This window comes from Streptomyces sp. AA4 (assembly GCF_000158875.1).
Classification (GTDB): Bacteria; Actinomycetota; Actinomycetes; order Mycobacteriales; family Pseudonocardiaceae; genus Amycolatopsis.
The window spans coordinates 3,036,114-3,058,688 of the sequence record NZ_GG657746.1; the positions used below are offsets into that span (position 1 = coordinate 3,036,114).

23 protein-coding genes are annotated in these 22,575 nt (G+C 71.2%); 11 read left to right on the forward strand and 12 right to left on the reverse strand.

Going from position 1 to position 22,575, the window contains the following annotated elements; genetic code table 11:
- Nucleotides 1–40: 40 nt before the first annotated feature.
- The gene (locus SSMG_RS14065; RefSeq protein ID WP_037713628.1) at nt 41–1,135 is read right to left on the reverse strand and encodes a calcium:proton antiporter; all 1,095 of its coding nucleotides are present in this window, start codon (nt 1,133–1,135) and stop codon (nt 41–43) included.
- Between the two features lie 199 nt (nt 1,136–1,334).
- Between SSMG_RS14065 and SSMG_RS14070 the strand changes: the two genes are divergently transcribed.
- The 4 genes from SSMG_RS14070 (at nt 1,335) to ctaD (ending at nt 4,621) form a co-directional block, all read left to right on the forward strand.
- Nucleotides 1,335–2,099, forward strand: coding sequence for an acetate uptake transporter family protein (locus SSMG_RS14070; protein WP_100266787.1), 765 nt, complete (start codon nt 1,335–1,337; stop codon nt 2,097–2,099).
- Nucleotides 2,100–2,123: 24 nt separating this feature from the next.
- Entirely contained in the window at nt 2,124–2,549 is a 426-nt protein-coding gene (locus tag SSMG_RS14075) for an SPW repeat protein (protein WP_009076793.1), read from the forward strand.
- A 15-nt stretch (nt 2,550–2,564) separates the two neighbouring features.
- Nucleotides 2,565–2,813: a hypothetical protein gene (locus tag SSMG_RS14080; RefSeq protein WP_009076795.1), complete on the forward strand. Its 249-nt coding sequence runs from the start codon at nt 2,565–2,567 to the stop codon at nt 2,811–2,813.
- A 104-nt stretch (nt 2,814–2,917) separates the two neighbouring features.
- On the forward strand, nt 2,918–4,621 hold the full coding sequence (gene ctaD / locus SSMG_RS14085; protein ID WP_009076797.1) for a cytochrome c oxidase subunit I: 1,704 nt from the start codon (nt 2,918–2,920) through the stop codon (nt 4,619–4,621).
- Between the two features lie 99 nt (nt 4,622–4,720).
- Here ctaD and SSMG_RS14090 read toward each other — a convergent pair whose 3' ends face one another.
- The 3 genes from SSMG_RS14090 to SSMG_RS14100 form a co-directional block, all read right to left on the reverse strand.
- The gene (locus tag SSMG_RS14090) at nt 4,721–5,086 is read right to left on the reverse strand and encodes an RNA-binding S4 domain-containing protein (RefSeq protein ID WP_009076800.1); all 366 of its coding nucleotides are present in this window, start codon (nt 5,084–5,086) and stop codon (nt 4,721–4,723) included.
- A gap of 7 nt (nt 5,087–5,093) precedes the next feature.
- Nucleotides 5,094–6,023 carry a hypothetical protein gene (locus SSMG_RS14095; RefSeq protein ID WP_009076801.1) on the reverse strand — a complete coding sequence of 310 codons (930 nt, stop codon included), beginning with the start codon at nt 6,021–6,023 and terminating at the stop codon, nt 5,094–5,096.
- An 84-nt stretch (nt 6,024–6,107) separates the two neighbouring features.
- Entirely contained in the window at nt 6,108–6,935 is an 828-nt protein-coding gene (locus SSMG_RS14100) for a MerR family transcriptional regulator (RefSeq protein WP_009076802.1), read from the reverse strand.
- A gap of 270 nt (nt 6,936–7,205) precedes the next feature.
- On the opposite strand from SSMG_RS14100, the gene SSMG_RS14105 reads away from it, so the two are divergent.
- The 3 genes from SSMG_RS14105 to SSMG_RS14115 all read left to right on the forward strand — a co-directional run bounded on the left by SSMG_RS14105 (nt 7,206) and on the right by SSMG_RS14115 (nt 9,355).
- Nucleotides 7,206–7,898 (forward strand): YafY family protein, encoded by a 693-nt coding sequence (locus SSMG_RS14105; RefSeq protein WP_009076804.1) that lies wholly within the window; start codon nt 7,206–7,208, stop codon nt 7,896–7,898.
- Nucleotides 7,899–7,963: 65 nt separating this feature from the next.
- Nucleotides 7,964–8,548: a nuclear transport factor 2 family protein gene (locus SSMG_RS14110; RefSeq protein ID WP_100267057.1), complete on the forward strand. Its 585-nt coding sequence runs from the start codon at nt 7,964–7,966 to the stop codon at nt 8,546–8,548.
- Between the two features lie 51 nt (nt 8,549–8,599).
- Nucleotides 8,600–9,355, forward strand: coding sequence for an alpha/beta fold hydrolase (locus SSMG_RS14115; RefSeq protein WP_009076808.1), 756 nt, complete (start codon nt 8,600–8,602; stop codon nt 9,353–9,355).
- Between the two features lie 6 nt (nt 9,356–9,361).
- Here the strand turns inward: SSMG_RS14115 and mftD are convergent, their stop codons facing one another.
- From mftD to mftA, 7 genes are read right to left on the reverse strand one after another with little or no spacing between them, the layout of a single operon-like run.
- Entirely contained in the window at nt 9,362–10,534 is a 1,173-nt protein-coding gene (gene mftD / locus SSMG_RS14120; protein ID WP_009076810.1) for a pre-mycofactocin synthase MftD, read from the reverse strand.
- Entirely contained in the window at nt 10,531–11,970 is a 1,440-nt protein-coding gene (gene mftF, locus SSMG_RS14125) for a mycofactocin biosynthesis glycosyltransferase MftF (RefSeq protein WP_009076812.1), read from the reverse strand. The genes mftD and mftF overlap by 4 nt, the downstream gene beginning before the upstream one ends.
- Complete coding sequence (locus SSMG_RS14130; protein WP_037713631.1) at nt 11,967–12,755, reverse strand: mycofactocin-coupled SDR family oxidoreductase; 789 nt, start codon at nt 12,753–12,755, stop codon at nt 11,967–11,969. The genes mftF and SSMG_RS14130 overlap by 4 nt, the downstream gene beginning before the upstream one ends.
- Nucleotides 12,752–13,441: a mycofactocin biosynthesis peptidyl-dipeptidase MftE gene (gene mftE / locus SSMG_RS14135; protein WP_009076817.1), complete on the reverse strand. Its 690-nt coding sequence runs from the start codon at nt 13,439–13,441 to the stop codon at nt 12,752–12,754. The genes SSMG_RS14130 and mftE overlap by 4 nt, the downstream gene beginning before the upstream one ends.
- A 1-nt stretch (nt 13,442) precedes the next feature.
- On the reverse strand, nt 13,443–14,615 hold the full coding sequence (gene mftC / locus SSMG_RS14140; protein ID WP_009076819.1) for a mycofactocin radical SAM maturase: 1,173 nt from the start codon (nt 14,613–14,615) through the stop codon (nt 13,443–13,445).
- A complete protein-coding gene (gene mftB, locus SSMG_RS14145) occupies nt 14,615–14,908 on the reverse strand; it encodes a mycofactocin biosynthesis chaperone MftB (protein WP_009076821.1) in 294 nt (97 codons plus the stop codon). The genes mftC and mftB overlap by 1 nt, the downstream gene beginning before the upstream one ends.
- Nucleotides 14,898–14,999 (reverse strand): mycofactocin precursor MftA, encoded by a 102-nt coding sequence (gene mftA / locus SSMG_RS14150; RefSeq protein WP_037713632.1) that lies wholly within the window; start codon nt 14,997–14,999, stop codon nt 14,898–14,900. Before mftA ends, mftB begins: the two co-directional genes overlap by 11 nt.
- Before the next feature lie 190 nt (nt 15,000–15,189).
- Here mftA and SSMG_RS46880 point away from each other — a divergent pair, with 190 nt between their 5' ends.
- On the forward strand, nt 15,190–17,232 hold the full coding sequence (locus SSMG_RS46880) for a PepSY domain-containing protein (protein WP_009076823.1): 2,043 nt from the start codon (nt 15,190–15,192) through the stop codon (nt 17,230–17,232).
- Complete coding sequence (locus SSMG_RS14160; RefSeq protein WP_009076825.1) at nt 17,229–17,837, forward strand: DUF5134 domain-containing protein; 609 nt, start codon at nt 17,229–17,231, stop codon at nt 17,835–17,837. The genes SSMG_RS46880 and SSMG_RS14160 overlap by 4 nt, the downstream gene beginning before the upstream one ends.
- A 748-nt stretch (nt 17,838–18,585) precedes the next feature.
- Here SSMG_RS14160 and SSMG_RS14165 read toward each other — a convergent pair.
- Nucleotides 18,586–19,317 (reverse strand): zf-HC2 domain-containing protein, encoded by a 732-nt coding sequence (locus SSMG_RS14165; protein ID WP_037717141.1) that lies wholly within the window; start codon nt 19,315–19,317, stop codon nt 18,586–18,588.
- Nucleotides 19,318–19,426: 109 nt separating this feature from the next.
- Between SSMG_RS14165 and SSMG_RS14170 the strand changes: the two genes are divergently transcribed.
- Both SSMG_RS14170 and SSMG_RS14180 read left to right on the forward strand, forming a co-directional pair.
- Nucleotides 19,427–19,996 (forward strand): sigma-70 family RNA polymerase sigma factor, encoded by a 570-nt coding sequence (locus tag SSMG_RS14170; protein ID WP_009076827.1) that lies wholly within the window; start codon nt 19,427–19,429, stop codon nt 19,994–19,996.
- A gap of 629 nt (nt 19,997–20,625) precedes the next feature.
- Entirely contained in the window at nt 20,626–22,563 is a 1,938-nt protein-coding gene (locus SSMG_RS14180; RefSeq protein ID WP_009076829.1) for a cytochrome c oxidase assembly protein, read from the forward strand.
- Nucleotides 22,564–22,575: the final 12 nt, after the last annotated feature.

A 22,575-nucleotide genomic window follows, 5' to 3' on the forward strand; every position in this document is an offset into this window, starting at 1 on the left:
TCCACTGTGGAGCGGGGCACCGGGCCCAGGGCCGCCAGACTCACGGATTCATCGCCAGCACCAGGAATCCCGCCAGCAACACCAGATGCACCCCGCCCTGAAGCCGCGTCGCCCGTCCCGGCACCACCGTCAGCACACTGACCACCACGGTGAGCGCCAGCAGCACGATGTGCGTCGGCCCGAGACCGAGCAGCAACGGCCCCTTCAACCACACCGACGCGAGCGCGATGACCGGAATCGTCAGGCCGATGCTGGCGATCGCGGACCCGTACGCGAGGTTGAGGCTGATCTGCATCCGGTCGCGCCGTGCCGCGCGGACCGCGGCGAGCGTTTCCGGAGCCAGGATCAGCAGGGCGATCACCACGCCCACGAAGGACTGCGGAAGCCCGGCCGCGCGCACGCCGGCCTCGATCGCCGGGGACTCGACCTTCGCCAGGCCCACGACGGTGACCAGCGCGATCAGCAGCAGAACGAGGCTCACCAAAGTCTTCTGCGCGCTCGGCGGTTCCGCGTGCTCCTCCTCGCGGGTCTCGCCGTCGGCGCCGACGGGAAGGAAGAAATCGCGGTGGCGGACGGTCTGCGTCATCACGAAAGTGGCGTAGAGAATCAGGGACGCACCGGCCGCGAAAGCCAGCTGTGGCGCGGAAAACGCCGGGCCGGGCGTGCTCGCGGTGAAGGTCGGCAGCACGAGGCTCAGCGTCGCCAGCGTGCCGACGGTCGCCAGCGCCGCGCCGCTGCCTTCGGGATGGAACCGCGTCTCCCCGTACCGGCGCGCGCCCACGAGAAGCGAAAGCCCGACGATGCCGTTGGTGGTGATCATCACCGCGGCGAACACCGTGTCGCGCGCCAGGGTGTCGGCCTTCTCGCCGCCGGAAGCCATCATCGTGACGATCAGCGCGACTTCGATCACCGTCACCGCGACCGCGAGCACCAGCGAGCCGTACGGTTCGCCGACCCGGTGCGCGACGACCTCGGCGTGGTGCACCGCGGCGAGAACCGTGCCCGCGAGCGCGATCGCCACCAGTGCGACCGGCACCGGACCCAGCGTGCGTCCCCAGGTGAGCGCCAGCAGGACCAGGGCGACCAACGGGAGCAAAGTGGTCCAGGACAACAGATAACCGCGGACGCTCGCCATGCGCACACCCTGGCATATCGGACCCGCGGTCGCCGGGGATCCGGTCCGCGCGGGGGAGTGTCGCGTCCGAAATGGACACTGCCCGTCGCCCGAAAAGGGGAGAAATTCACTCGTTCGGCGTAGCGAAGGCAGGGTTCCGCAGGTCGGCGGCGGGGTACGCGGCGGCGCACAGGGGAGGTCGGCGCGAAAGGAGCCGGAGATGACCCGCGAAATGAGGATGGCCGACCGCGCGATGCCGGCAGGCGGCGACGGCGCGGAGTACGCGTTCTGGCGCGAGCACACGCACATCAACCTGAGCCCGGTGGCCGCACCGTCGATCCTGGGACTCGCCGGGTTCGCGGTGTCCACGTTCATGGTGGCGGCCAATATGGCCGGCTGGTTCGGCGACAGCACGACGACGCCCCTGCTGCTCGCTCCGTTCGCCTTCGCTTTCGGCGGCGTCGCGCAGTTCCTCGCCGGGATGTGGTCGTACCGGGCCCGCGACGCGCTCGCCACGGTCATCCACGGGGCGTGGGGCGCGTTCTGGATCGGCTTCGGCGTCTACCAGCTGTTCGTCGGCCTCGGCGGCTTGCCCTCGACGACGGCGAGCCCGGTCGCGGCGGCCGCGATCGGCTTCTGGTTCATCGGCCTCGCGGCCATCACCTGGACCGGCGCGCTCGCCGCGCTGGCCGAAAGCCTCGTGCTCTGCGCGCTGCTCGCGGTCCTCGCTGCCGGGGCGACGCTGCTGGCGATCGGCCTGATCGGCGACATCGGCGTCGTGCGCACCATCGCCGCGTACTTCCTCCTCGCGTCCGCGGTGCTGGCCTGGTACGCGTGCAGCGCGATGGTGCTCGAAGCGGCGCACCACCGGGTGGTCCTGCCGATGGGCCTGCGCGCTCCGCGGCCCGCCCGGACCACGACGGTGCCGTTGCACCAAGCGATCCAGTTCGACCACGGCGAACCGGGAATCAAGGCCGGGCAGTAGCCCCGGCGAGGAGGTGACCACGGAATGAAGATGGGCATGGCGCTCACCGCGTTCACGCCGAGCGACCGGAAGCTGCGGGAGAGCAGGCTGCCGCTCGCCGCCGAGTTCCTGGCCGGGGCGTGGCTGGTGATCGCGGCGTTCGCGTACAGCTACTCGTTCACGCTGTCCGCGACGGCCGGCTTCTGGAACAGCCTGGCGTGCGGGATCGCCGTGGCGGCGGTCGCGCTGGTCCGGTTCGGCCTGCCGGACCGGGCGCGCTGGCTGGGGCTGGTCAACGTCGCGATCGGGTTCTGGCTCATCGCCGCGCCGTTCGCGTTCGGCTACCCGGTCGACGGGCATCGCGACGCGATCCGCACGAATTCGCTGATCGTCGGCGTGCTGCTGGCGATTTTCTCGGTGATCTCGGTGACCGTCGCGTACCGCAGGCACACCGGCGAATTCCGGGAGTGACGGGAGCGCGGAGGAATGTACTGGCCGGTGCTGGCGGTGCTCGCGATCGGCGTGCTCGCCTTGGGCAGCGCGGGACTGCGTGCGCGCAAGGCGGCGCCGCCGGCCCGGAAGGAGACGCTCGCCGGCGCCTGGCTGGTGGCCGCGTCGGGCGTGGTGTGGTGGGCGTCCGAGCCGGCCGCCGGGGCGGTGTTCCTGGTGGTCGGCGCGGCCGTCGTGTTCGGTGCGGCGCTGCCGGGCGGGCAGCTGCCGTTCCCGCCGGGATAGCGGGAAAGCCGGGGTTTGCCGCGGGCCGCGGCCGGTTACCCGCCCCGGGTGAGGCCGGGCGGCCCTGGGCTGCCCGGCGATCGTCGGGTGCGCGGAGGTCGGTCATGACGCAGCTGAAGCCCCGGCCGGTGACGGTCGCCGCGCCGCCCCGCCGAGGCCGGAAAGGCTCGGTGCTGCTGAGCATCCTGCGCACCACCGACCACAAGAAGATCGGGCTGCTGTACCTCGGCAGCTCCTTCGCGTTCTTCCTCATCGGCGGCGCGATGGCCCTGCTGATGCGCGGCGAACTGGCCCAGCCGGGGCTGCAGTTCCTGTCGCAGGAGCAGTACAACCAGCTGTTCACCATGCACGGCACGATCATGCTGCTGCTGTACGCGACGCCGAATGTGTTCGGCTTCGCCAATTTCGTCCTGCCGTTGCAGATCGGCTCGCCGGACGTCGCGTTCCCCCGCCTGAACGCGTTTTCCTATTGGTTGTACCTTTTCGGCGGATTGATCGTGCTGAGCTCGTTCCTCACGCCCGCCGGCGCCCCGGATTTCGGCTGGACCGCCTACACGCCGTTGTCGGACGCCGTGCACAGCCCCGGCGTCGGCGGCGATCTGTGGATCATGGGCCTGATCGTGTCCGGTCTGGGCACCATTCTCGGCGCGGTCAACATGACCACGACGATCCTGTGCCTGCGCGCGCCGGGAATGACGATGTTCCGGATGCCGCTTTTCACCTGGAACATCTTCTTCACCGCGATTCTCGTGCTGCTCGCATTCCCGATCCTCACCGCGGCGCTGTTCGCGCTGGAGGCCGACCGGAGGCTCGGCGCGCACGTTTTCGATCCGGCCAACGGCGGCGCGATCCTCTGGCAGCACCTGTTCTGGTTCTTCGGCCATCCCGAGGTGTACATCGTCGCCCTGCCGTATTTCGGGATCGTCACCGAGATCATCCCGGTGTTCAGCCGGAAACCGCTCTACGGCTACCGGCTGATGGTGTTCGCGACGGTCGGCATCACCGGCCTGTCGGCGACCGTGTGGGCGCACCACATGTTCGCCACCGGCGCGGTCCTGCTGCCGTTCTTCTCGATCATGACCTTCCTCATCGCGGTCCCGACCGGGCTGAAGTTCTTCAACTGGATCGGCACCATGTGGAAGGGGACGCTGTCGTTCGAATCGCCGATGCTGTGGTCGGTCGGATTCCTCGTCACGTTCCTGCTCGGCGGCCTGACCGGCGTGCTGCTGGCCGCGCCCGCGCTGGACTTCCACATCACCGACACCTATTTCGTCGTCGCGCACTTCCACTACGTGCTGTTCGGCACGATCGTGTTCGCCACGTTCGCCGGCATCTACTTCTGGTTCCCGAAGATGACCGGCCGGATGCTCGACGAATCGCTCGCGAAATGGCATTTCTGGACGACGTTCATCGGCTTCCACACGACGTTCCTCGTCCAGCACTGGCTCGGCGCGGAAGGCATGCCGCGGCGGTACGCGGACTACCTCCGCAGCGACGGGTTCACCTTGCTGAACACGATTTCCACCATCGGTGCCTTCATTCTCGGCGCCTCGGTGCTGCCGTTCATCTGGAACGTGGTCAAGAGCTACCGCTACGGCGAAAAGGTCGAAGTGGACGACCCGTGGGGCTTCGGCGGCTCCCTGGAATGGGCGACGTCGAGCCCGCCGCCGCGGCACAATTTCACCGAACTGCCGCGGATCCGTTCCGAACGGCCCGCGTTCGAGCTGCACTATCCGGAAGTGGCGAAGCGGGCGCGGGAGGAGCAGTACGTCCATCGGCGGCGGGGCAAGGTGAAATCGGACGCCTGAGCAGGGCTGGAAGCCCTTGCCCAGCGCCCGCGGCCCGGCGGCGATCCGACCTGGGCGAGCGCGTGGCCGAGGAGCAGACGCCGACGGACCGCCCCGCGATCAGCCCTGCTGACGGCGGAATTCGTCCAGCACCCGGCGCTCCCGCTTCGTCGGACGGCCCGCGCCCCGCTCGCGGCGGGCCACCGGGATGGCCGCTTCCGGCGGCGGCTTCGGGGTCCGGTCGATGAGGCACGTGGCCGCGACGGCCGCGCCGACCCGTTTCTGGATCACCTGCACGACCTCGACCACGCGGGTCGTCGTCCCGATCCGGGCCCGGACCTCGTCGCCGGGCACCACCGAGGTGGCGGGTTTCGCCGGGCGGTCGTTCACGCGCACGTGCCCGCCGCGGCAGGCGGCCGCGGCGTCGGCGCGCGTCTTGGTCAGCCGGACCGCCCAGAGCCAGCGGTCGATCCGCGTCGATTCCATGGGTCCATCATGGCGGGTCCCACTGCCAGCGCAGACCGAGGATTCCCGGAGTGACCGCCGCCGACACGACGTGCGCGGGAAGGCCCTCGGTGATCGGCAGCTCGGCAGCTGTCGTCTCCGGCCCGGCCGGGGAGTCGAGGCGGTAGGCGTGGCAGGACCGCGGTGCGAAGCCGGGGGCGAAGTGTAGCTCCAGCACGTGTTCGTGCACGGCGTTGCGGAAGCGGCGCTCGTAGGACCAGTCCGGGCGGTCGTCGGTGAACTCGAACTCGTACTCGGCGATCGCGGTTTCGCCCCGGTCCAGACCGCGGCCGAGGACGAGTTCGGCCACCGTGAACCCCTCCTCGGCGAGGGTTTCCGTGCGCCCGGGCGAGCAGTAGCGGGTGCGCACCAGCCGCGGCGGGCAGCCGGGGCCGACGCCGTGCGCGGTGACGAGCCGGATGTGCGTGTCGTCCTCGGTCGCGCGCAGGACCTCGCGCACTTCCAGCCGGTGCAGCCGCCGGTCCGGGCCGACGTGGACGGCTTCGTGCAGGCTCACGACCACCAGCGACGTCCGGTACGCCGTCTCGAACGAGTTCAGCACCCGCAGCACGGCGTTGCGGCGCCCCCACAGCCGTTCCCAGCGCACCACCGGAACCGGCGGCGGTTCCGGATCGCGCTCGATCAGCCCGGTGAGCGAACCCGGCGGCAGCTCGAGCACGTCCTCGAGAATGCGCACCGCGACCCGCGAGCGGGCGCGGGCGGGCACGGTGCGGCCGGTCCGCCAGTAGCTGAGCGTCGTGGTGCTGACCGCCGCGCCCGCCGCGGCGAGCCGGTCCCGGAGCCGGTCGAGGCCGAGCCCGCTGCGGTCGATGGCCAGGGTCAGGGCACGGCTGAACGGCCCGTCCGCGAGCGCGTCGGCGAGCCGGTCCGGCTGGGTGCCGGGACCTGTCGAGAACACCTGCGTCCTCCTCGGGTCGTCCCCACCCCATTCGCCCTCGCGACCGGGCGGCGGCGCAACCGTCGAAGGTCGGGTCTTGGCCGGTCAGCTCGGCTGCTCGACGAAGGGTTCGCGCAGTTCGACGACCCATTCGCGCTCGTCGTCGGAAGTGTGCAGATAGACCTCGCAGGGGAAGCCGTCCGCGCGGAAGCCGTGCTCGTCGGTCCACCGGGCGAGTTCCTGGTATCCGGCGAGGAAACCGCTCGGCGGGCCGTGGTGGACCAGCGTCGCGGCGCGCGCGGCGGGCAGTTCGGCCGGCTCGAGGCCGTTCGGCTCGGCGACGGCGCCGGACACCGGCAGCGCGGCGTGCACGACGACGGGATCGTCTTCGCCGGCGGGCTTTTCGTAGTAGCAGACGAGAGGCCCCGCCGGGGTGGCGTCGGATCCTTCGAGCCGCTGGCCGAGTTCCGCGCACAGCGGGCGCAGGACCGGGCTGATCGCGTCGGGGGAGAAGCTTTCGACGGTCGCGGTGAGCCGCACGACGGGGGTCGCGGGGAGGTCCTTGACGACGATTTCGGTGTCCGGCATGGCGTGCTCGCTTTCCAGGGTGCGGAGTCTCGCCTCGACCTCGGCCAGCCGGAGCCGGTCGGCGGCGACCCGTTCGGCCAGCTCCGCCCGGCGCAGCGTCAGCATGCCGCGGACCTGCTCGGGCGTGATCTGCTCGTCCAGCAGCGCGGCGACCTCGCCGAGCCCGAAGCCGAGCTCCTTCAGCGCGACGATCCGGTTCAGCGCGGCCAGCTGTTCGGCGGTGTAGCGCCGGTAGCCGGTGTACGGGTCGACCTCGGCGGGCCGGAGCAGGCCGAGCGCGTCGTAATGCCTCAGCATGCGAACCGACACCCGGCCGTGGCGGGCGAATTCTCCGATGGTGAACATGACCTCCCCAGCACACGCTCTGACACGGTGTGAGAGTCAAGTGTCCCCGCCGGACCGGGAACGGGCCGGCCCCCTGCGCCGACCCGCCCCGGCGGCCCCCTCGTCCCCCGACGAACGAGGGGACCCCGCCGGTCCGCCGCCCTCCACAAGGACGGACCGGCGCCGTTCGCGGCTCCCGCGAACGGAACAGCGCGGGTCCGCCCTCGTGACGGCGGTCGTCCGCAAAGCCACCCGATCGGGTGAGGATCGGGGAGTCCGTAGGCTGGCCGGGTGAATCGCACGGACCGGCTGTACGCACTGGTCGAGGAGCTCCGGGCGGTCGCGCCGCGCACCCGGACGGCGGCGTGGCTCGCGTCCCGGTTCGAGGTCAGCGTGCGCACGGTCGAACGGGACCTCGGCGCGTTGCGCGAGGCAGGCGTCCCGATCTGGACCGAAACCGGCCGGACCGGCGGCTACGGGCTCGACCGCGAACGGACCCTGCCGCCGCTCGCGCTCACGCCGGAAGAGGCCATCGCGATCACCGTCGCGCTGCGTTCGGCCGCGGGTTCGCCGTTCGCGGGCGCGGCGGAGTCGGCGGCGCGCAAGGTGCTCGCGCGGCTCCCGGCCGACGTCCGCGACGCCGAACAGCACCTCGCCGCGCGGCTCCACCGGGTTGGCGAGGCCGAACCGCCGGCTGTCCACAGCGGACTGATCCTCACCGCCCTCGCCGCGCGGCGCGTCCTGCGGCTGTCGTATGTGGACGCCAAGGGGCAGGAGACGGAACGCGACGTCGAGCCGCTGGGCCTGCTGTGGGGTCCGGCGGGCTGGTACGTGCTCGGCTGGTGCCGCCTGCGCGACGCCGTCCGCGGGTTCCTGCTGGACCGGATCCGCGCCCTCGCGCTCACCGGCGACCGCGTCGAACGCCGCGAGGTCGACCTCGACGCCGAGCTTGCGCGGATCTCCGCCCGCCCGCTCGGCGAGTGACCTGCGCCACGCGGCTCGGAAACACCGACAGGACGGTGTCGCCGGCGGCCGCGATCGTTTCTCGCATGGCAACCGACCTGAACCCCGAAGAAATCCCTGCCCTCTGGTGTCGCATGTGGAATGAGGACGCCTCGCTCGCGCACCGGCTGCTGACCGCCGACGGCCGCCAGTGGTCCGGCACCAAACCCGGCCTCGACCCGCTGATCGGCCCGGCGGACGCCGAGGCGTTCATCGCGAAGTACCAGCGCGAGGTCGGCAACAAGTTCGTCCCGCGCACCTTCGTCATAGACGGGACTGACCGGCTCGCCTTCACCTGGGACGTCACCCGGCGCGACGGCGTGGTCATCACCGGAGCCGACCTGTTCGTGCTCACCGGCGGAAAGGTCTCGCGGAACTGGACGATTCCCTCGCCGGACGGCCGTTCGGAGCTGGCGGACGGACCGGGCGCCGGCGATTTGGACCGCGAGGAACTGCGGGTGCTGGCCAAGGACGCGCATCCGTGGCACGGCGAACTGGTGCTCGACCCGGTGCGCCAGACCATCGCCGGGACCTGGTCGGACGGCGAGCGCGGCGGGATCGCGGTCCTGGTCGCGGTCGACGGCCGGGTGGACCGGGAATGGGTGGTGCCGGGGACGCGTCCGCTCCCGTGATCCCGGGGCCGGCGCGTGCGATCATGGGGTCCGGCCGGCAGGAAGGACCCCATGAGCGCACCGCCCGTCCACCGGTTCCGCGCCCGCGACGGGCTCGAACTGGCCTACCGCGAACTGGGCCAGGGCACGCCGGTCGTGCTGCTGCACGGGTTCACCTCGTCCGGCGAGGCGTGGCTGCGCGGCGGGCTGGCCGCGCAGCTCGCCGAACGGGGGTTCCGCGTCCTGCTCCCGGATTTCCGCGGGCACGGCGCGAGCCCACAGCCGGACGATCCGGGCCGCTACCCGCCGGATGTGCTCGTGGACGACGGGCTCGCGTTCGTCGAGCAACTCGGCCTGACCGGCTACGCCCTGGGCGGGTACTCGCTAGGCGCGCGAGTGGCGCTCCGCATGGTCGTGCGGGGCGCGCGGCCGTCCCGGATGCTCCTTGGCGGGCAAGGACTCGCCGCGATGCAGCGGGGCGGCGAGGGAGGTCCGCTGCACCGGGTGCTCTCGGCGTTGACCGAAGGCCGGACGGTGGAACCGGCCGACGCCCAGACCGCGTACTGGATCGGCCGTCTCGGCGCCGACCCACACGCGTTGATGCACGTCCTCCGCTCAGTCGTACCGACGGACAACCTCGCCGCGCTGGGGATTCCGGCGCTTGTCGCGGTCGGCAGCGAGGACGCGGGGCATGCCGACGCCGAGCCGCTCGCCCGGCTCCTGGACGCGGAGTTCACCTGGGTGCCCGGTGACCATTACAGTGCGTCGGCCGCACCGGAGTTCGCCGCCGCGGCGGTGCGGTTTTTCGCCGGCGGACAGCGAAACTGACCGGACTCAAGCCCCGATCCGGCGCTCGAACCCCTCCGGGATGATCAGGTCGTCGCGGCTCAGGTCGTGCACGCTGCGGTGGCCCAGCGCGAGCAGCGTCGAATCGATGCCGTTGCGCAGCACGTCTAGCACGTTCTCCACCCCGGCCTGCCCGCCCGCGGCGAGGCCCCACAGGTACGCGCGCCCGATCAGGACCGCGCGCGCCCCGAGCGCGAGCGCCTTCACGACGTCGCTGCCGCGCCGGATTCCGCCGTCCAGCAACACTTCCACGTCGTTCCCGACTGCCTCGGCGACCGCGGGCAGGGCGCGGATCGTGGCGGGAGTCCCGTCGAGGTTGTTGCCGCCGTGGTTGGACACCGAGATCGCGCTGACCCCGGCGTCGACCGCGCGGCGTGCCTCGTCGACTCGGTACACGCCCTTCAGCAGGAACGGCCCGTCCCACTGTTTCCGCAGCCAGCTCACGTCTTCCCAGCTCGGCGGGGCGGTCTGCATCCACTGGCCGTACGCGCCGAAGAACGACGGCACCGGCGTGCCGGGTTCGGCCATGTTCGGGACGCTGAGGTCGGGCAGTTTCTTGGTGCGGGCGTAAGCGAGCAGCCAGCGCGGATGCATCATGCCCTCGGGCGCGAACCGGATCAGCTCGCGCAGCGTCAGCTTGTCCGGGATGTGCGGGCTGCCCCAGTCGCGGCTGTGCGAGAACGACCAGTCGAGGGTGAGGACGATCCCGACCGCGCCCGCGGACCTGGCCCGCTCGAGCCGGCCGAGGATGTCGTCGCGGCTGCCGGTCCAGTACACCTGGAAGTACGTGTTCGGGTTGGCCGCCACCACTTCCTCGATCGGCTTGCTGGCGAACGACGACAGCCCGATCGACGTCCCGCGCGCCGCGGCCGCGCGGGCGACCGCCACCTCGCCGTCGGGGTGCACGGCCTGCACGCCGGTCGGCGAGATCAGCACCGGCAGCGCGACGTCGCGGCCGAGGACGTTCGTGCTCAGATCTCGTTCGCCGGGCAGCCCGGCGGTGCGCGGGGCGAAGCGCAGCTCGTCGTACGCGGCGAGATTGTCCTGCAGCGTCAGCCCTTTTTCCGAACCGGCGATCAGTGCCGAGTAGACGGACGCGGGCAGGCGTTTCTTCGCCCGCCGCTGTGCTTCGGCGACGGATTCGAACCAGGTGGTGCTCATCGTTTTCCCTTCGGGTCGACGCGCAGAGGGCGCCAGGTGACGCGCGGCCGCAGCGGGACCGCGGTGCGATGGGTGAAGCAGCCCGCCCACACCCCGGCGCCGTACGCGAGGTCGTCGGCGATCGCGCCGGTGGTGTAGCGGAACGGGTCGAGATCGGGGCGTTGCCGCAGCCAGGCGGTCAGCGGCGGTCCGGCGAGCAGCGACGCGACCGCGGCCCGTCGTCCCCAGCGTTTTCGGCCGCCGGGCAGCAAGAGCGCCGCGAGCAGGGGAGCGGCGAATTGGGTGCTGTAGCGGCCGGATCCGAGCCAGGTTTGGCCGACGGCGGTGGCCATCGCTGGGGGGACGCCGTGGGCGGGCACGTCGCTTCGGCGCAGTACCCGGGTCATGCTCAGCACCGCGCCCGCGAACGCGAGTGCGGCCGGGAGCGGACGGCGGGCCAGGAGCGCGGCGACGGTCAGCGTCGGCCATGGGTGCAGGACGAGCGGGGCCATCGCGGCCGGGCGGCGGAGGGCCAGCGGTGCGGCGGAAGTGCCGTAGCTGGCCCGGCGACGGAGCAACGCGCGCCAGGTCTCCGGTTCGTGGTGATCGACGTGCGCGGACGGGTCGTAGCGGATCCGGAAGCCGGCGTCGTGGAGTCGCCAGCCGAGGTCAACGTCCTCGCCGACGCGCATGGCCGGGTCGAAAACCGCGCCGTCGCGGGCGATGGATTCCAACGCGGTCCGGCGAACCAGCAGTGCGGCAGTGGGCACATAGGACAGTCGGGTGCCGGGCGCGACGCGAGCCGCGGCGGTGCCCAAGTCGAGGCTGCTCGCGGCACGGGTATAGCGGCCGGCCCAGGTGTCCGGGGCGAGGGGACGCACGCGCGGAGCGACGGCGGCGACGAGCGGATCGGCGAAATGCCCGGCCAGCCGGTCGATCCAGTCCGGGGACGGGAGGCAATCGCTGTCCAGGAAGGCGATCAGGTCGGTGGAAACGTGCTCCAGCGCGGTGTTCCGGGCCGCGCCCGGGCCGCCGTTGACGTCGCGGCGGACCAGTTTCGCGCCGTGTGCGGAGGCTGCCGCGGCGATGGCGGCGGGGTCGGCGGATCCGTCGTCGACGACCAGTGCGGGATATCGGCCGTCGAGTGCGGCGAGGCAGCGGCCGAGCAGTTCGGCCCGGTCGCGGACCGGGATGACGACGGTCGCGTCGGCGGTTTCGGAGGCGGTTGTGGCTGGGGGCGACGGGTGTGCGAACCCGGCGTCGGTGAGCAGCCGGGCGAGGACGCCTTCCGCGGAAGTCTCGACCGGGTGGTCCGCCAAGCGTGCCCACGCGGTTCGACCAGCCTTCGTGAGACGCAGGACGCGGGCGGGCGAGCCGCCGAAGAGGAGGCCGTCGGAGAGTTGTTTGACGCTCGGGTCCAGGGCGAGGCGGAATCCGGCGGGGAGCGGGGTGGTCACAGCGCCAGCCCTCCGTCCACCGGGAGCACGGCACCGGTGGTTGCGCTGCTTTCCGGCCCGGCGAGGAATGCCAGGACCGCGGCGACCTCAGCGGGATCGAGCAACCGCTGCATAGGTTGTTGCGCGGCAAAGCTTTGTGCCGAAGGCAGGCTGTACAGTCTGGCGCTCTCGGCGAGAATCGGAGTGTCGGTCGAACCCGGGCTGACTGCGTTCGCGGTGACGCCGGAGTCGCCCAATTCCGTGCCCAGTGCGCGAATCAGCCCGGCGACGCCCGCTTTCGCCGCGCAGTACGCCGCGAGCATCGGCAACCCGCGCGTGGCGGCAGCGGACGCGACGGCGAGAAATCGTCCGGAGCGGGGTTTCGGACGGCGCAGCAACGCGGGAATCGCGACGCGGGCGAGGTTGAGAACGCCGCGCAGGTTGACGTCGAGGACTGCTTCTTCCTGTTCCGGCGGCATTTCCCACAGCGGTACGCCGCCCGCGATCACTCCGGCTGCCGCGATGGCCGCGTCGAGGCCGCCCCAGTGTTGTTCCGCCGCTGTTACCGCCGCGTCCAGGTGACCGCGATCGCGGACATCTGCGCGGAATTCCTCGGCGGTGCCGCCGTTCTCGCGGATCTTGGCGACCACTGTGGACAGTTCTTCCGCCGTGCCCATCGGGTAGGGGAGGGCCGGGTCGTTTTCGGCGAGGTCGACGGCGAGCACGGCCCAGCCTTGCTCCGCCAGCTTGATCGCAGTGGCTGCGCCGACGCCGCGCGCCGCGCCGGTGACGAGGGCGGCTTTCATGGCGCGCCTACGGCGGTCCAGTCGCGCACGTGCGCGCGCAACTGGGCCGTGAGGTCGTCGAGGAGATCCTGGCCCTCGTCGGCGGTCGCGCCGGTGGGGTCGCCGAGGATTCCAGTGTCGGTCACCGCGCGCACGCCGCCTTTGCGCAGAATCGGAAGCAACTCGCTCAGCGGACGAGTGTCGCCCGGAACTGCTTTGTCCAGCCGCACTTTCTCCGGGCGAAGAGCCAGCTGCAGAGCGGTTTCCGGCCGTCCGGCGTGCGGATCTCCTTGCCAGCGCGGCTCGAACACCGAGACGTCCCGCGATTCGGCCCGCAGGGTCGCGGCCGCGCGGGTCACCGAAGCCGCGTTCCCGCCGTGCGCGGACACGAAAAGCAGCCGCCGGAACGTTTCGCCGGCCGACCGGCCCAGTTCCACGAGCAGGAGTTCCGTGGCGGCCTGGCCGATCGACAGCGTCCCGGCGAAGCCCGCGTGTTCGCCGCTCGACCCGTACGGCACCGCGGGCGCGACCAGCACGTCCGAGCGCTCCGCGGCGAGCCTTTCGCACAACGCCGTCGCGATGTCGGTGTCCGTGCTCAACGGCAGGTGCGGGCCGTGCTGCTCGGTGGCGCCGAGCGGCACGGCGAGGATCGCGCCGGACGCCGCGTATTCGGCGACGTCCGGCGACGACAGATCGGCCAGGCGCATTTCAACGGCCCGGAGCGAAGCCGGCGAGCGGGTTCTCGTCGCAGGCGCGTTCCGGCGGACGGCGCATGCCGATGGTCACCGGCACCTTGCGGTGCGAGTGGTCCAGCGACGGCTTCGGGACGCTGCCCGCGGCGACCCCGGCCAGCGCGCGTTCGCCGTGGCCGCGCACGCATTCGGGGTCCGGGCCGTCGAGCGGCAGCCCGGTGAAGAACTTCGCCGCCATGCATCCGCCGCGGCAGGCGTCGAAGGCCGAACACGACGTGCAGGCCCCGCCGCTCTGCGGGCTGCGCAGTTCGGCGAACAGCTCGGATTCCCGCCACACGCGGGCGAATCCGCCCTCGCCGCGCGTGTTCCCGGCGAGGAAGGTGTCGTGGATGGCGAACGGGCACGCGTAGACATCGCCGACCGGGTCGATCAGGCACACCACCCGGCCCGCCCCGCACAGGTTGAGCCCGGGCAGGCCGCCGTCGCCGTAGCCCGCGAGGTGGAAGAACGAATCGCCGGTGAGCACGTTTTCGCCGTGCTTCACCAGCCAGTCGTACAGCTCCCGCTGCTGGGCGGCGGTCGGGTGCAACTCGTCCCAGACGTCCGCGCCGCGGCCGGACGGGCGGAGCCGGGTGAGCCGCAGCTGGGCGCCGTAGCGGTCGGCGATGGCTTTGAAGTCGTCGAGCTGCCCCGCATTCTGCCGGGTCACCACGACAGAAATCTTGAAGTTCCCGAACCCGGCGGCGGCGAGATTCTCCATCGCCCGGATGGCGGTGCGGTAGGAACCGGGCCCCCGGACGTGGTCGTTGACCTCCTCGGTGGCGCCGTCGAGGGAGATCTGGACGTCGACGTAGTCGCTGCCGGCGAGCCGTTTCGCGACGTCCTCGGTGATCTTGATGCCGTTGGTGGAGAACTTGACGCCGACGTGGTGCTCGGTCGCGTAGTCGACCAGTTCCCAGAAATCGGACCGGACGGTCGGCTCGCCGCCGCCGATGTTCACGTAGAACACCTGCATGCGCTCGAACTCGTCGATCAGCGCCTTGCACTCGGCGGTGCTCAGCTCGCGCGGATCGCGGCGGCCGGACGAGGAAAGGCAGTGCACGCAGGAAAGATTGCAGGCGTAGGTGAGTTCCCAGGTGAGGCAGATCGGCGCGTCGAGCCCGAACTGGAATTCGTCGACAAGCGACATCACACGCTCCTCGGATGGATCATGTCCGACGCCGCGAGGGCGGCGAGGGCGGCGCGGTAGCGGGGCAGTTCGGCCTGCGAGACCCCGGCCTTCGCGCACGCGGCGCGGGCGGAGGGGTGGTCGGTCAGCGCCTGCACCGCGGCGAGCATGGTGCGGCTCTTGAGAAAGGACAGCCGGCGGGTGCCGAAGTGGTACAGCAGCGCGCCGAACCGCTCCGGCCGGATGGAGACCCGGCTGTCCAGTTCCCAAGCACCGTCCAGATCGAACGCCGCGGCGCTGCGATCAGTAGACACCGCACATTCCGTCGATCGAGACCTCTTCGACGAGCAGTTCGTCGGCTACGACTTCTTCGGCCTTCGTCTCGGTGGCTGTCGTCTCGCTCATCGTGACTCCCTTGTCTCGCTCGGCGATATTTGACACTTGGTGTCGAATGTGACGGCGACAATACTGTCACCCCGTGCCAGAAGCAATGCTTCGCTCGCACACGGCACCCGAATGGGCGGTGTCCGCGTCCGGGAACCGACTGCCCCGCCGGTCCGACTCCTCAGGAGGCGGACCACGCGAAGGGAGCAGGATGGCCATCGGCATCGACGAGGAGTCACGCACCGGGCGAGCCCCGGCGACCGGATGGGCGGCGATTCGCCCCTTGGTGCTGCGGCTGCACTTCTACGCCGGGGTCTTCGTCGGCCCGTTCCTCCTGGTCGCCGCGCTGACCGGGATCGCGTACGTGTGGACGCCGCAGCTGGAGCAGGCCGTCTACGCGCACGAGCTGCACGTCCCCGCGGCCGCTGGCGCGATCCCGCTCGATCAGCAGGTCCTCGTCGCGCGCGGTCGGGTGCCGGACGGAAAGGTCATCGGCGTCCGCCCGGCGCCGTCCGCGACCGACACCACCCAAGTGATCTTCGACCGTCCGGGCCTGGCGCCGAGTTACCGGTACACAGTGTTCGTCAACCCGCACGACGGCGAGGTCCGCGGCGCACTCGAGACCTACGGTTCCGGGCAAGCGCTGCCGGTACGGGGCTGGATCGACACCCTGCACCGCAACCTCCATCTCGGCGATTTCGGACGGCTTTACAGCGAGCTGGCGGCTAGCTGGCTGTGGGTGATCACCCTTCTGGGACTGGCTTTGTGGCTCGGCCGCCGTCGGCGTCTGCGTGCGGTGCTCCTGCCGTCCGGCGGAAAACCCGGACGCCGCCGACTGCGGTCCTGGCACGGCTCGACCGGCCTGTGGATCGCCGCGGGCCTGTTGTTCCTTTCCGCGACCGGACTGACGTGGTCGTTGCACGCGGGCGCGAACATCACCTCGCTTCGGTCCTCTTTGGACTGGACGACGCCGTCGCTCTCTCCCGGCAAGGCGTCTCCCGGCGACGTCGGCTGGCAAGCCGTCCGCGACGCGACCGCCCGCGCCGGATTGGCCGATCCGGTGGAGATCCGGCCGCCTTCCGGAGGCGGTTACGTGGTGCAGCAGGTGGGGCGGAGCTGGCCGTCCAAACAGGACTCGATGACGGTCGATCCCGGCACCGGGACGATCACCGGGACGCTGAGGTTCGCGGATTACCCGCTGGCCGCGAAGCTGAGCCGGTGGGGGATCGACGCGCATATGGGGTTGCTGTTCGGGGTGGTGAACCAGATCGCGCTGACGGTGCTCGGGGTGGCGTTGGTGTGCGTGGTGGGGTGGGGGTACCGGATGTGGTGGCTGCGGGGCAGGGGCGGGTGGTCGCGTGGCCAGGGGCGCTCCGAGCCGGTTGTGACGCGAATGGCTGGCGCTGGCGGGTTGCCGGAGACGCGGGGTGGGGCGCTGTCGGGTGGCTCTGGTCGGGTGCCGTCGGATGGCGGGCGGTTGCGCGATGGGGCTGGATCCGGTGGGGCGGCGGAAGAAGGTGGATTACCGCACGACGGCGGGTTGCCGGAGCACAGCCGGTCGCCAGCCGGGGCCGAGGTGCTGAAGGTAGGCGGGTTGCCTGGCGGCGGGTCGCTGGAGCACGGCCGATTGGCGGATGGTGCCGGAGTGGCGGAAGTCGGCGGGTCGTCGGGCCGTGCCGCGCTGCCGGAGGTGGGCGAGCTGCCGGGCGGTCCCGGGCTGTCGATGGTCGGCGGGTCGCCAGGCGCTGGGGCGTCGGAGGACGGTCAGATGTCGGGTAGTGCCGGGGTGCCGAAGGTCGACGGCTTATCGGGCGGCGGCAGGCCGCAGGCGGGCGGTGGGTGGTCAGGCCGTGCCGGGTTGCCGGAGGACGTTGGGTCGTCGAGCGGTGCTGGAGTGCAGAACGTCGGCGGGCGGCCGAGCGGCGGCGAGTTGGCGGAGGCCGGCCAGTCGCTGGGAGGCCGCGGGTTGCTGGAGGGCGGTAGGCCGGCCGAAAGCGACGAGTGGGCGGAGGACCAGGCGCATCCCGGCCAGGTGCCGACGCGCGGGCCTCGCTCAGACCGGTCGCGGGACCGGGGCCGTTTCGGCCGGATGCCAGCGCGCGGCGCGTGGCGGCGGATCCCGGGCCGAGTGCTGGCCCCGGTGCTGGTCGGAGTGGCGGTGGTGGGGTGGTTCCTGCCGGTGCTCGGGGTGTCGTTGCTGGGATTCCTGGCGGTGGACTGCCTGCTGGGCTTGCGCCGGGAGGTCGCGCGATGATCACCGAACCGGGTTTGCGCTGGATTCTCACCGTGCTGTTCGCCGCGGCGGGGGCGTTCTGTCTGTACCGATGCGTACGACGCACGGGCTGGAACGGGCGAGTGGCGGACGCGCTGCACGCGGCGATGTGCGTCGGCATGGTCACGATGGCTTGGCCGGCGACGATGACTTTCGCGCGGATCCCGCAGGTCGTGCTGTTCGCGGCGGCCGCCGGATGGTTCGCGGTGAGCGCGGCATGGGGATTCGGCCACGGACGCCTTCCCGGAGCACACCACGCGCTGATGATGGCCGGGATGGCGTGGATGGCGTTCGCGATGCCGTCGGCGATGGCGGGAATGACGATGTCCGCCGCCGCGATGGGCGGCGAGCACGCCGGAATGGACATGGGCGACGCAAGCATGACCATGACCGGGCACGCGCCCGCACAGGTAGTGGTGGTCGCGGCGGTGCTGGCGGTGGTCTTCCTGGTCGCGGGAATCGCGTGGCTGGCGCGGGCGATCGACCACGCCCGGACGGTCGCCCGCCCGGGACGCCGCGAGATCGGGCTGGTGATGGAGGGCGTGATGAGCTTGGGAATGTCGGTGATGGCAGTAGCGATGATCTGAACCGGGCGGGTGCGTGACCGTTCGGCTGGCTCGTCGCGCGGCCGGGCGGTCGGTGCCTCTTGTTTTTTTGGGTGCCGCGGGCCGGAGCTTGATCGCGTGGTGGGGTGGGCAGGCTCGGCGTGGCCTCCGATCGGGCGTGCGGGGAAGAACCCGTCGCTCGGGCGGCGCGGGTTTCGCCGCGGCGGCAGGCCCTCTCATTAGGTTGTGCAGGCAAACGCTCTCAGCGTCCGTTGTTGAGCTGGATGGATTCGTGCGGATTTGGCTTGTGCCAGGGTCTGTTTCGGGGTAGCCGCGGCGCTGTTGTGCGGGCGAGACTTTGCGGCTTTTGCTTGGGACGCGCGGGAGCTTGCTGTGTCAGGTTGCCCTGGTCATGGCTCGCGGCTGGTTGCTGGGGCTTGCTGCATTGAGGTTATGGCTTGCCGCAATGAGGTTGTGCGGGCCGATTGTTCGGGCGGGCTGGGTTAGCGAGTTTTGTGGCCTGGCTGAGCGGGCTCCCATGGCCTTCGCCGAGTTCGCGAGGCCCACGTACAAGGCGTCGTGGGCCGGGTTTTGAGTCACGCGAAGCCGGTAGCCCGAGCGGCGTTCGGACGGTCCAAGGACTTGTCGTCTCAACTGCCGATAGCCGTTGTCGCGCGGTTGCCTTCATGCGGCGTGGCAGACGGGTGAAATGGTGCCGCGGATTCGCGTTCGTTCCATCGCGATTCCGGCTGAGTGAGCTGTTGAGGCCGGGATCGTGAGCGGGTGCGGGTCAGGCGGCGCGATGTCGTCCGGTCGGGCGTTGGGAGTCGCGGGCCCGTTTCGGGTGGGGGCGGACCAGGGCGAGTGCGCCGTGGGTGGCGACGGCGGTGTGGTCCGGGTCGTCGGCGGTGTCCGCGAGGTCGGGGCCGGGCTGGTGCCGGAGGCGGTGCTGGCGGTGGACGGCGTAGAGCAGGGCCAGTCCGACGACGAGGAAGACGTGCGACAGCACCCGCGCGACGGTCACCCGGTCGCCGATCAGGTCGCTGGTCGTGAGCACCGCCAGGACGATCACGAATCCGGTGATCATCGGCAGCTGACCGGCCGCGGCGCGAGTCCTCAGGGCGGCCCACAGCAGCCCGACGCCGACCGCGAGGTTCCAGGCCGCGCTTTCGTTGATGAGGTGGCCTTCCATGAAAGCGCCGCTGCCGTGGGCGTTGTCCATGCCGAGCAGTTGCGCGAACGCCAGCCCGCACTGGACCAGCCCGACCAGTCCCAGCGCGACCCGCAGGCCCCATTTTTCGCGCGGCGGGGCCGGGGTTTCGGCGAGGATCCGGGCGGTGAGGTCGGGCACCTCGGGCGCGCTGCGGACCAGCAGGGCGCGGCGCAGCGTCGCGCTCCGCTCGTACCAGCTCCGGCACGACGCGCACGTCTCGAGGTGCTGGTCGACCTGCGGTTCGGGCAGCGGGCCCGCTTCGCCGTCGAGGCGCGCGGACAGCGCTTCGCGGAAGATTTCACAGCTCACGTCTGTCATAGTCGCTCGGACGCGCGTCCCGGTTCCCGGCGGGTTCGGCGAATTTTCTCCGGGCTGGTCAGGGAACTGTCCCGGACGGGCATGGACTACCGTGAGGTCCGTGTCCACCGGCCGCGACAACGACGACGAGCGGATCACCGCGCTGGCCCTCGCCGCCGGCCGCGGTGACCGGGTCGCCTTGGAATCCTGGGTCCGCGCGACGCAAGCCGACGCGTGGCGGTTCCTGGCCCACCGCACCAGCCCGGCCGAAGCGGACGACCTCACCCAGGAAACGTACCTGCGCGCGTTCGGCTCGCTGCCGCGCTTCGCGGGCAGGTCGTCGTCGAGGACGTGGCTGCTGTCCATCGCCCGCCGGGTCGTCGTGGACCGCATCCGCGCGCGCTCGGTCCGCCCCCGCGAATCCACGACGGCCGACTGGCAGCGCGCAGCCGAAGAACAGTCCGCCCGGACCCGCACGGCGGGCTTCGAGGACCTGATCGAACTGGGCCTGCTGCTGGACACCCTCGACGAGGACCGCCGGGAAGCCCTGGTGCTGACCCAGTTCCTGGGCCTCTCGTACGCGGAGGCGGCCGAGGTGTGCGGCTGCCCGGTCGGCACGGTGCGCTCCCGGGTGTCCCGCGCCCGCGACGATCTGCTGCGCGCGCAGGAGGAGAACGACACCGCGATGTGATGCGGGGTCGTTCCGGTTTTTGCCGGGCCGCGCGGCTGCCGGGCTCGGGTCGTGCGGCGGCGCTGAATCGCTTGGCGGCTGGGTGGGCCGCGGCTCGCGTCGGGTGGACGGCAGCCGGACGGGCGGTTCGCTGCGCTGAACGATGGCTTCTAGTCGGACGTCATTGGTCAGGGCGGGCGGTTGCGGATCGCCGGGCTGGGTGATTCGCTCACGTCCAGAGCCAGAGCCAGAGCCAGAGCCAGAGCCAGAGCCAGAGCCAGAGCCAGAGCCAGAGCCAGAGCCAGAGCCAGAGCCAGAGCCAGAGCCAGAGCCAGAGCCAGAGCCAGAGCCAGAGCCAGAGCCAGAGCCAGAGCCAGAGCCAGAGCCAGAGCCAGAGCCAGAGCCAGAGCCAGAGCCAGAGCCAGAGCCAGAGCCAGAGCCAGAGCCAGAGCCAGAGCCAGAGCCAGAGCCAGAGCCAGAGCCAGAGCCAGAGCCAGAGCGGTCAGCGGTATCCGACTTTCGGCGTGCGGCGGTCCGGCGCCCGACCGTCGGCGGTCGGCGGTCCGGCAGGTTGCTCGGACGCGCGGCCGGACCACGACCGTGATCCACATCGCGGGAACTCGCCGCTCGCCCTGTCCGACCACTTTGGTGTGCGCACAATTCCGGCCCTGCACCGGCGGGGTTTGCTTGCCGCGGCGGGGTTTGCCGCGGCGGCCGTCGTGGTGGTGGTCGCCGCGGCGGGCGACGTTTACGCGGCGCTCGGCAACCCGGCTCCTGGTCCGTTGACGTCCTTCGGCACCTCCTTGCTGCGGTTGGTCGCCGACGCGGCCGGGGTGGTCTGCGTCGGCGGGCTGGCGTTCGCGGTATTTCTGAGTCCGCCGGGCGAAGCGGGACGGCTCTCCCCGGACGGATACGCGGCGACCCGCACCGCGGCTGCCGCGGCTGGTGTTTGGGCGCTCGCGGCTGCGGTCCTGGTGCCGTTCGACGCCGCTGACGCGTCCGGGCGGCCGGTTTCCGAGGCGTTGCATCTGGCGAAGCTCGCCGTCCTCGTCAACGCCATGGAAGAGCCCAAGGCGTGGCTCTGCGTCCTGGCAGTGGCGACGACCGTGGCGATCGGCGTTTGGCGCACGTTGACCTGGCGCACCACGGTTCTGTGGCTCGGCCTCTCCCTCGTCGGGTTGCTGCCGAGAGCGATCGCCGGGCACGTCTCCATCGGTGCGTGGCACGACCTGGCCACGAATGCCTTGGTGTGGCACGTGATCGCGGCGGCATTGTGGACCGGTGCGCTGGTTGCGCTGCTGGTCCACCGCGGTTCAGGCGCGGCACGAGAGGTCGCGCTCCGCCGGTACCGACGGTTGGCGACGTGGTGTCTCGTCGTGCTCGCCGCATCCGGGGTGGTCGACGGTCTCGCGCTTGCCCGTCCGGCTGGATTATTCACTGGCTATGGCTTGCTCCTCGGGGTGAAGGTTGTGTTCACGGTCGTGCTGGCGGTGCTGATCGTCGTCACGCGCCGCCGTTGGCGGGGCGGCGCAGCGGCTCTCGTGGCGGAGGTCGCGGTGCTGGCTGGGGCAATGGGAGTTTCGGCCGGGCTGGCGCATCTGGTGCCGCCGGCGTTCGTGGACGATCCGGCGACCGTCGGCGAGACCGTGCTCGGCTACGACCTGCCTGATCCTCCGACATTCGCTCGTCTTTTTCTCGATTGGCGTCCGGACTTGCTCCTCGGGGTCGTCGCGGTCTCCGCGGTGGCGGGCTACGCGGTCGGGATGCGTCGTCTCCGCAAGCGCGGCGACGACTGGCCTCGCGGCCGGTTCTGGGCGTGGACGTGCGGCTGGGCGACGGTGCTGATCGCGACGTCGTCCGGCCTGGGCAAGTACTCGTCCGGAACCTTCAGCCTGCACATGGTCATCCACATGACGCTGGCCATGCTCGCCCCGGTGCTGCTCGTCCTCGGCGGACCGGTGACCCTCGCGCTGCGCGCCTTGCCGGTGGCGGGCAAGGGACCGGACGGTCCGCGCGAGTGGCTGGTGGCGCTGCTGCACTCGCGGTTCACGCGCCTGGTCGCGCACCCGCTGGTGGCGTCGGTGGTGTTCGTCGGCTCGTACTACGCGCTGTACTTCTCGGGCCTGTTCGGCGAGGCGATGCGCTACCACTGGGCGCACCAGCTGATGAACCTCCATTTCCTCGTGTCCGGCTACGTTTTCTTCTGGCTGGTGATCGGCGTCGACCGGCCGCCGCGTTCGATGCCGCATCTCGCGCGGCTCGGCATGATGTTCGCGGTGATGCCGTTCCACGCGTTCTTCGGCGTGATCCTGATGAACAGGCAGACGGTGATCGCCGAGACGTTCTACCGCTACCTGTCCCTGCCGTGGATGTCCGACCTCCTTTCCGATCAACGGCTGGGCGGCGGCATCGCCTGGGCCACCGGCGAAATCCCGATGATCGTGGTCGTCGTGGCGCTGCTGGTGCAGTGGGGCCGCCACGACGACCGCGAGGCCGCTCGGCTGGACCGTCGCTTCGACAAAGGCGAGGACGACGAGTTCGCCGCCTACAACGCGATGCTCGCCAACCTGGCGGCCAGAAGGCAGTAGCCGCGGTCCGGG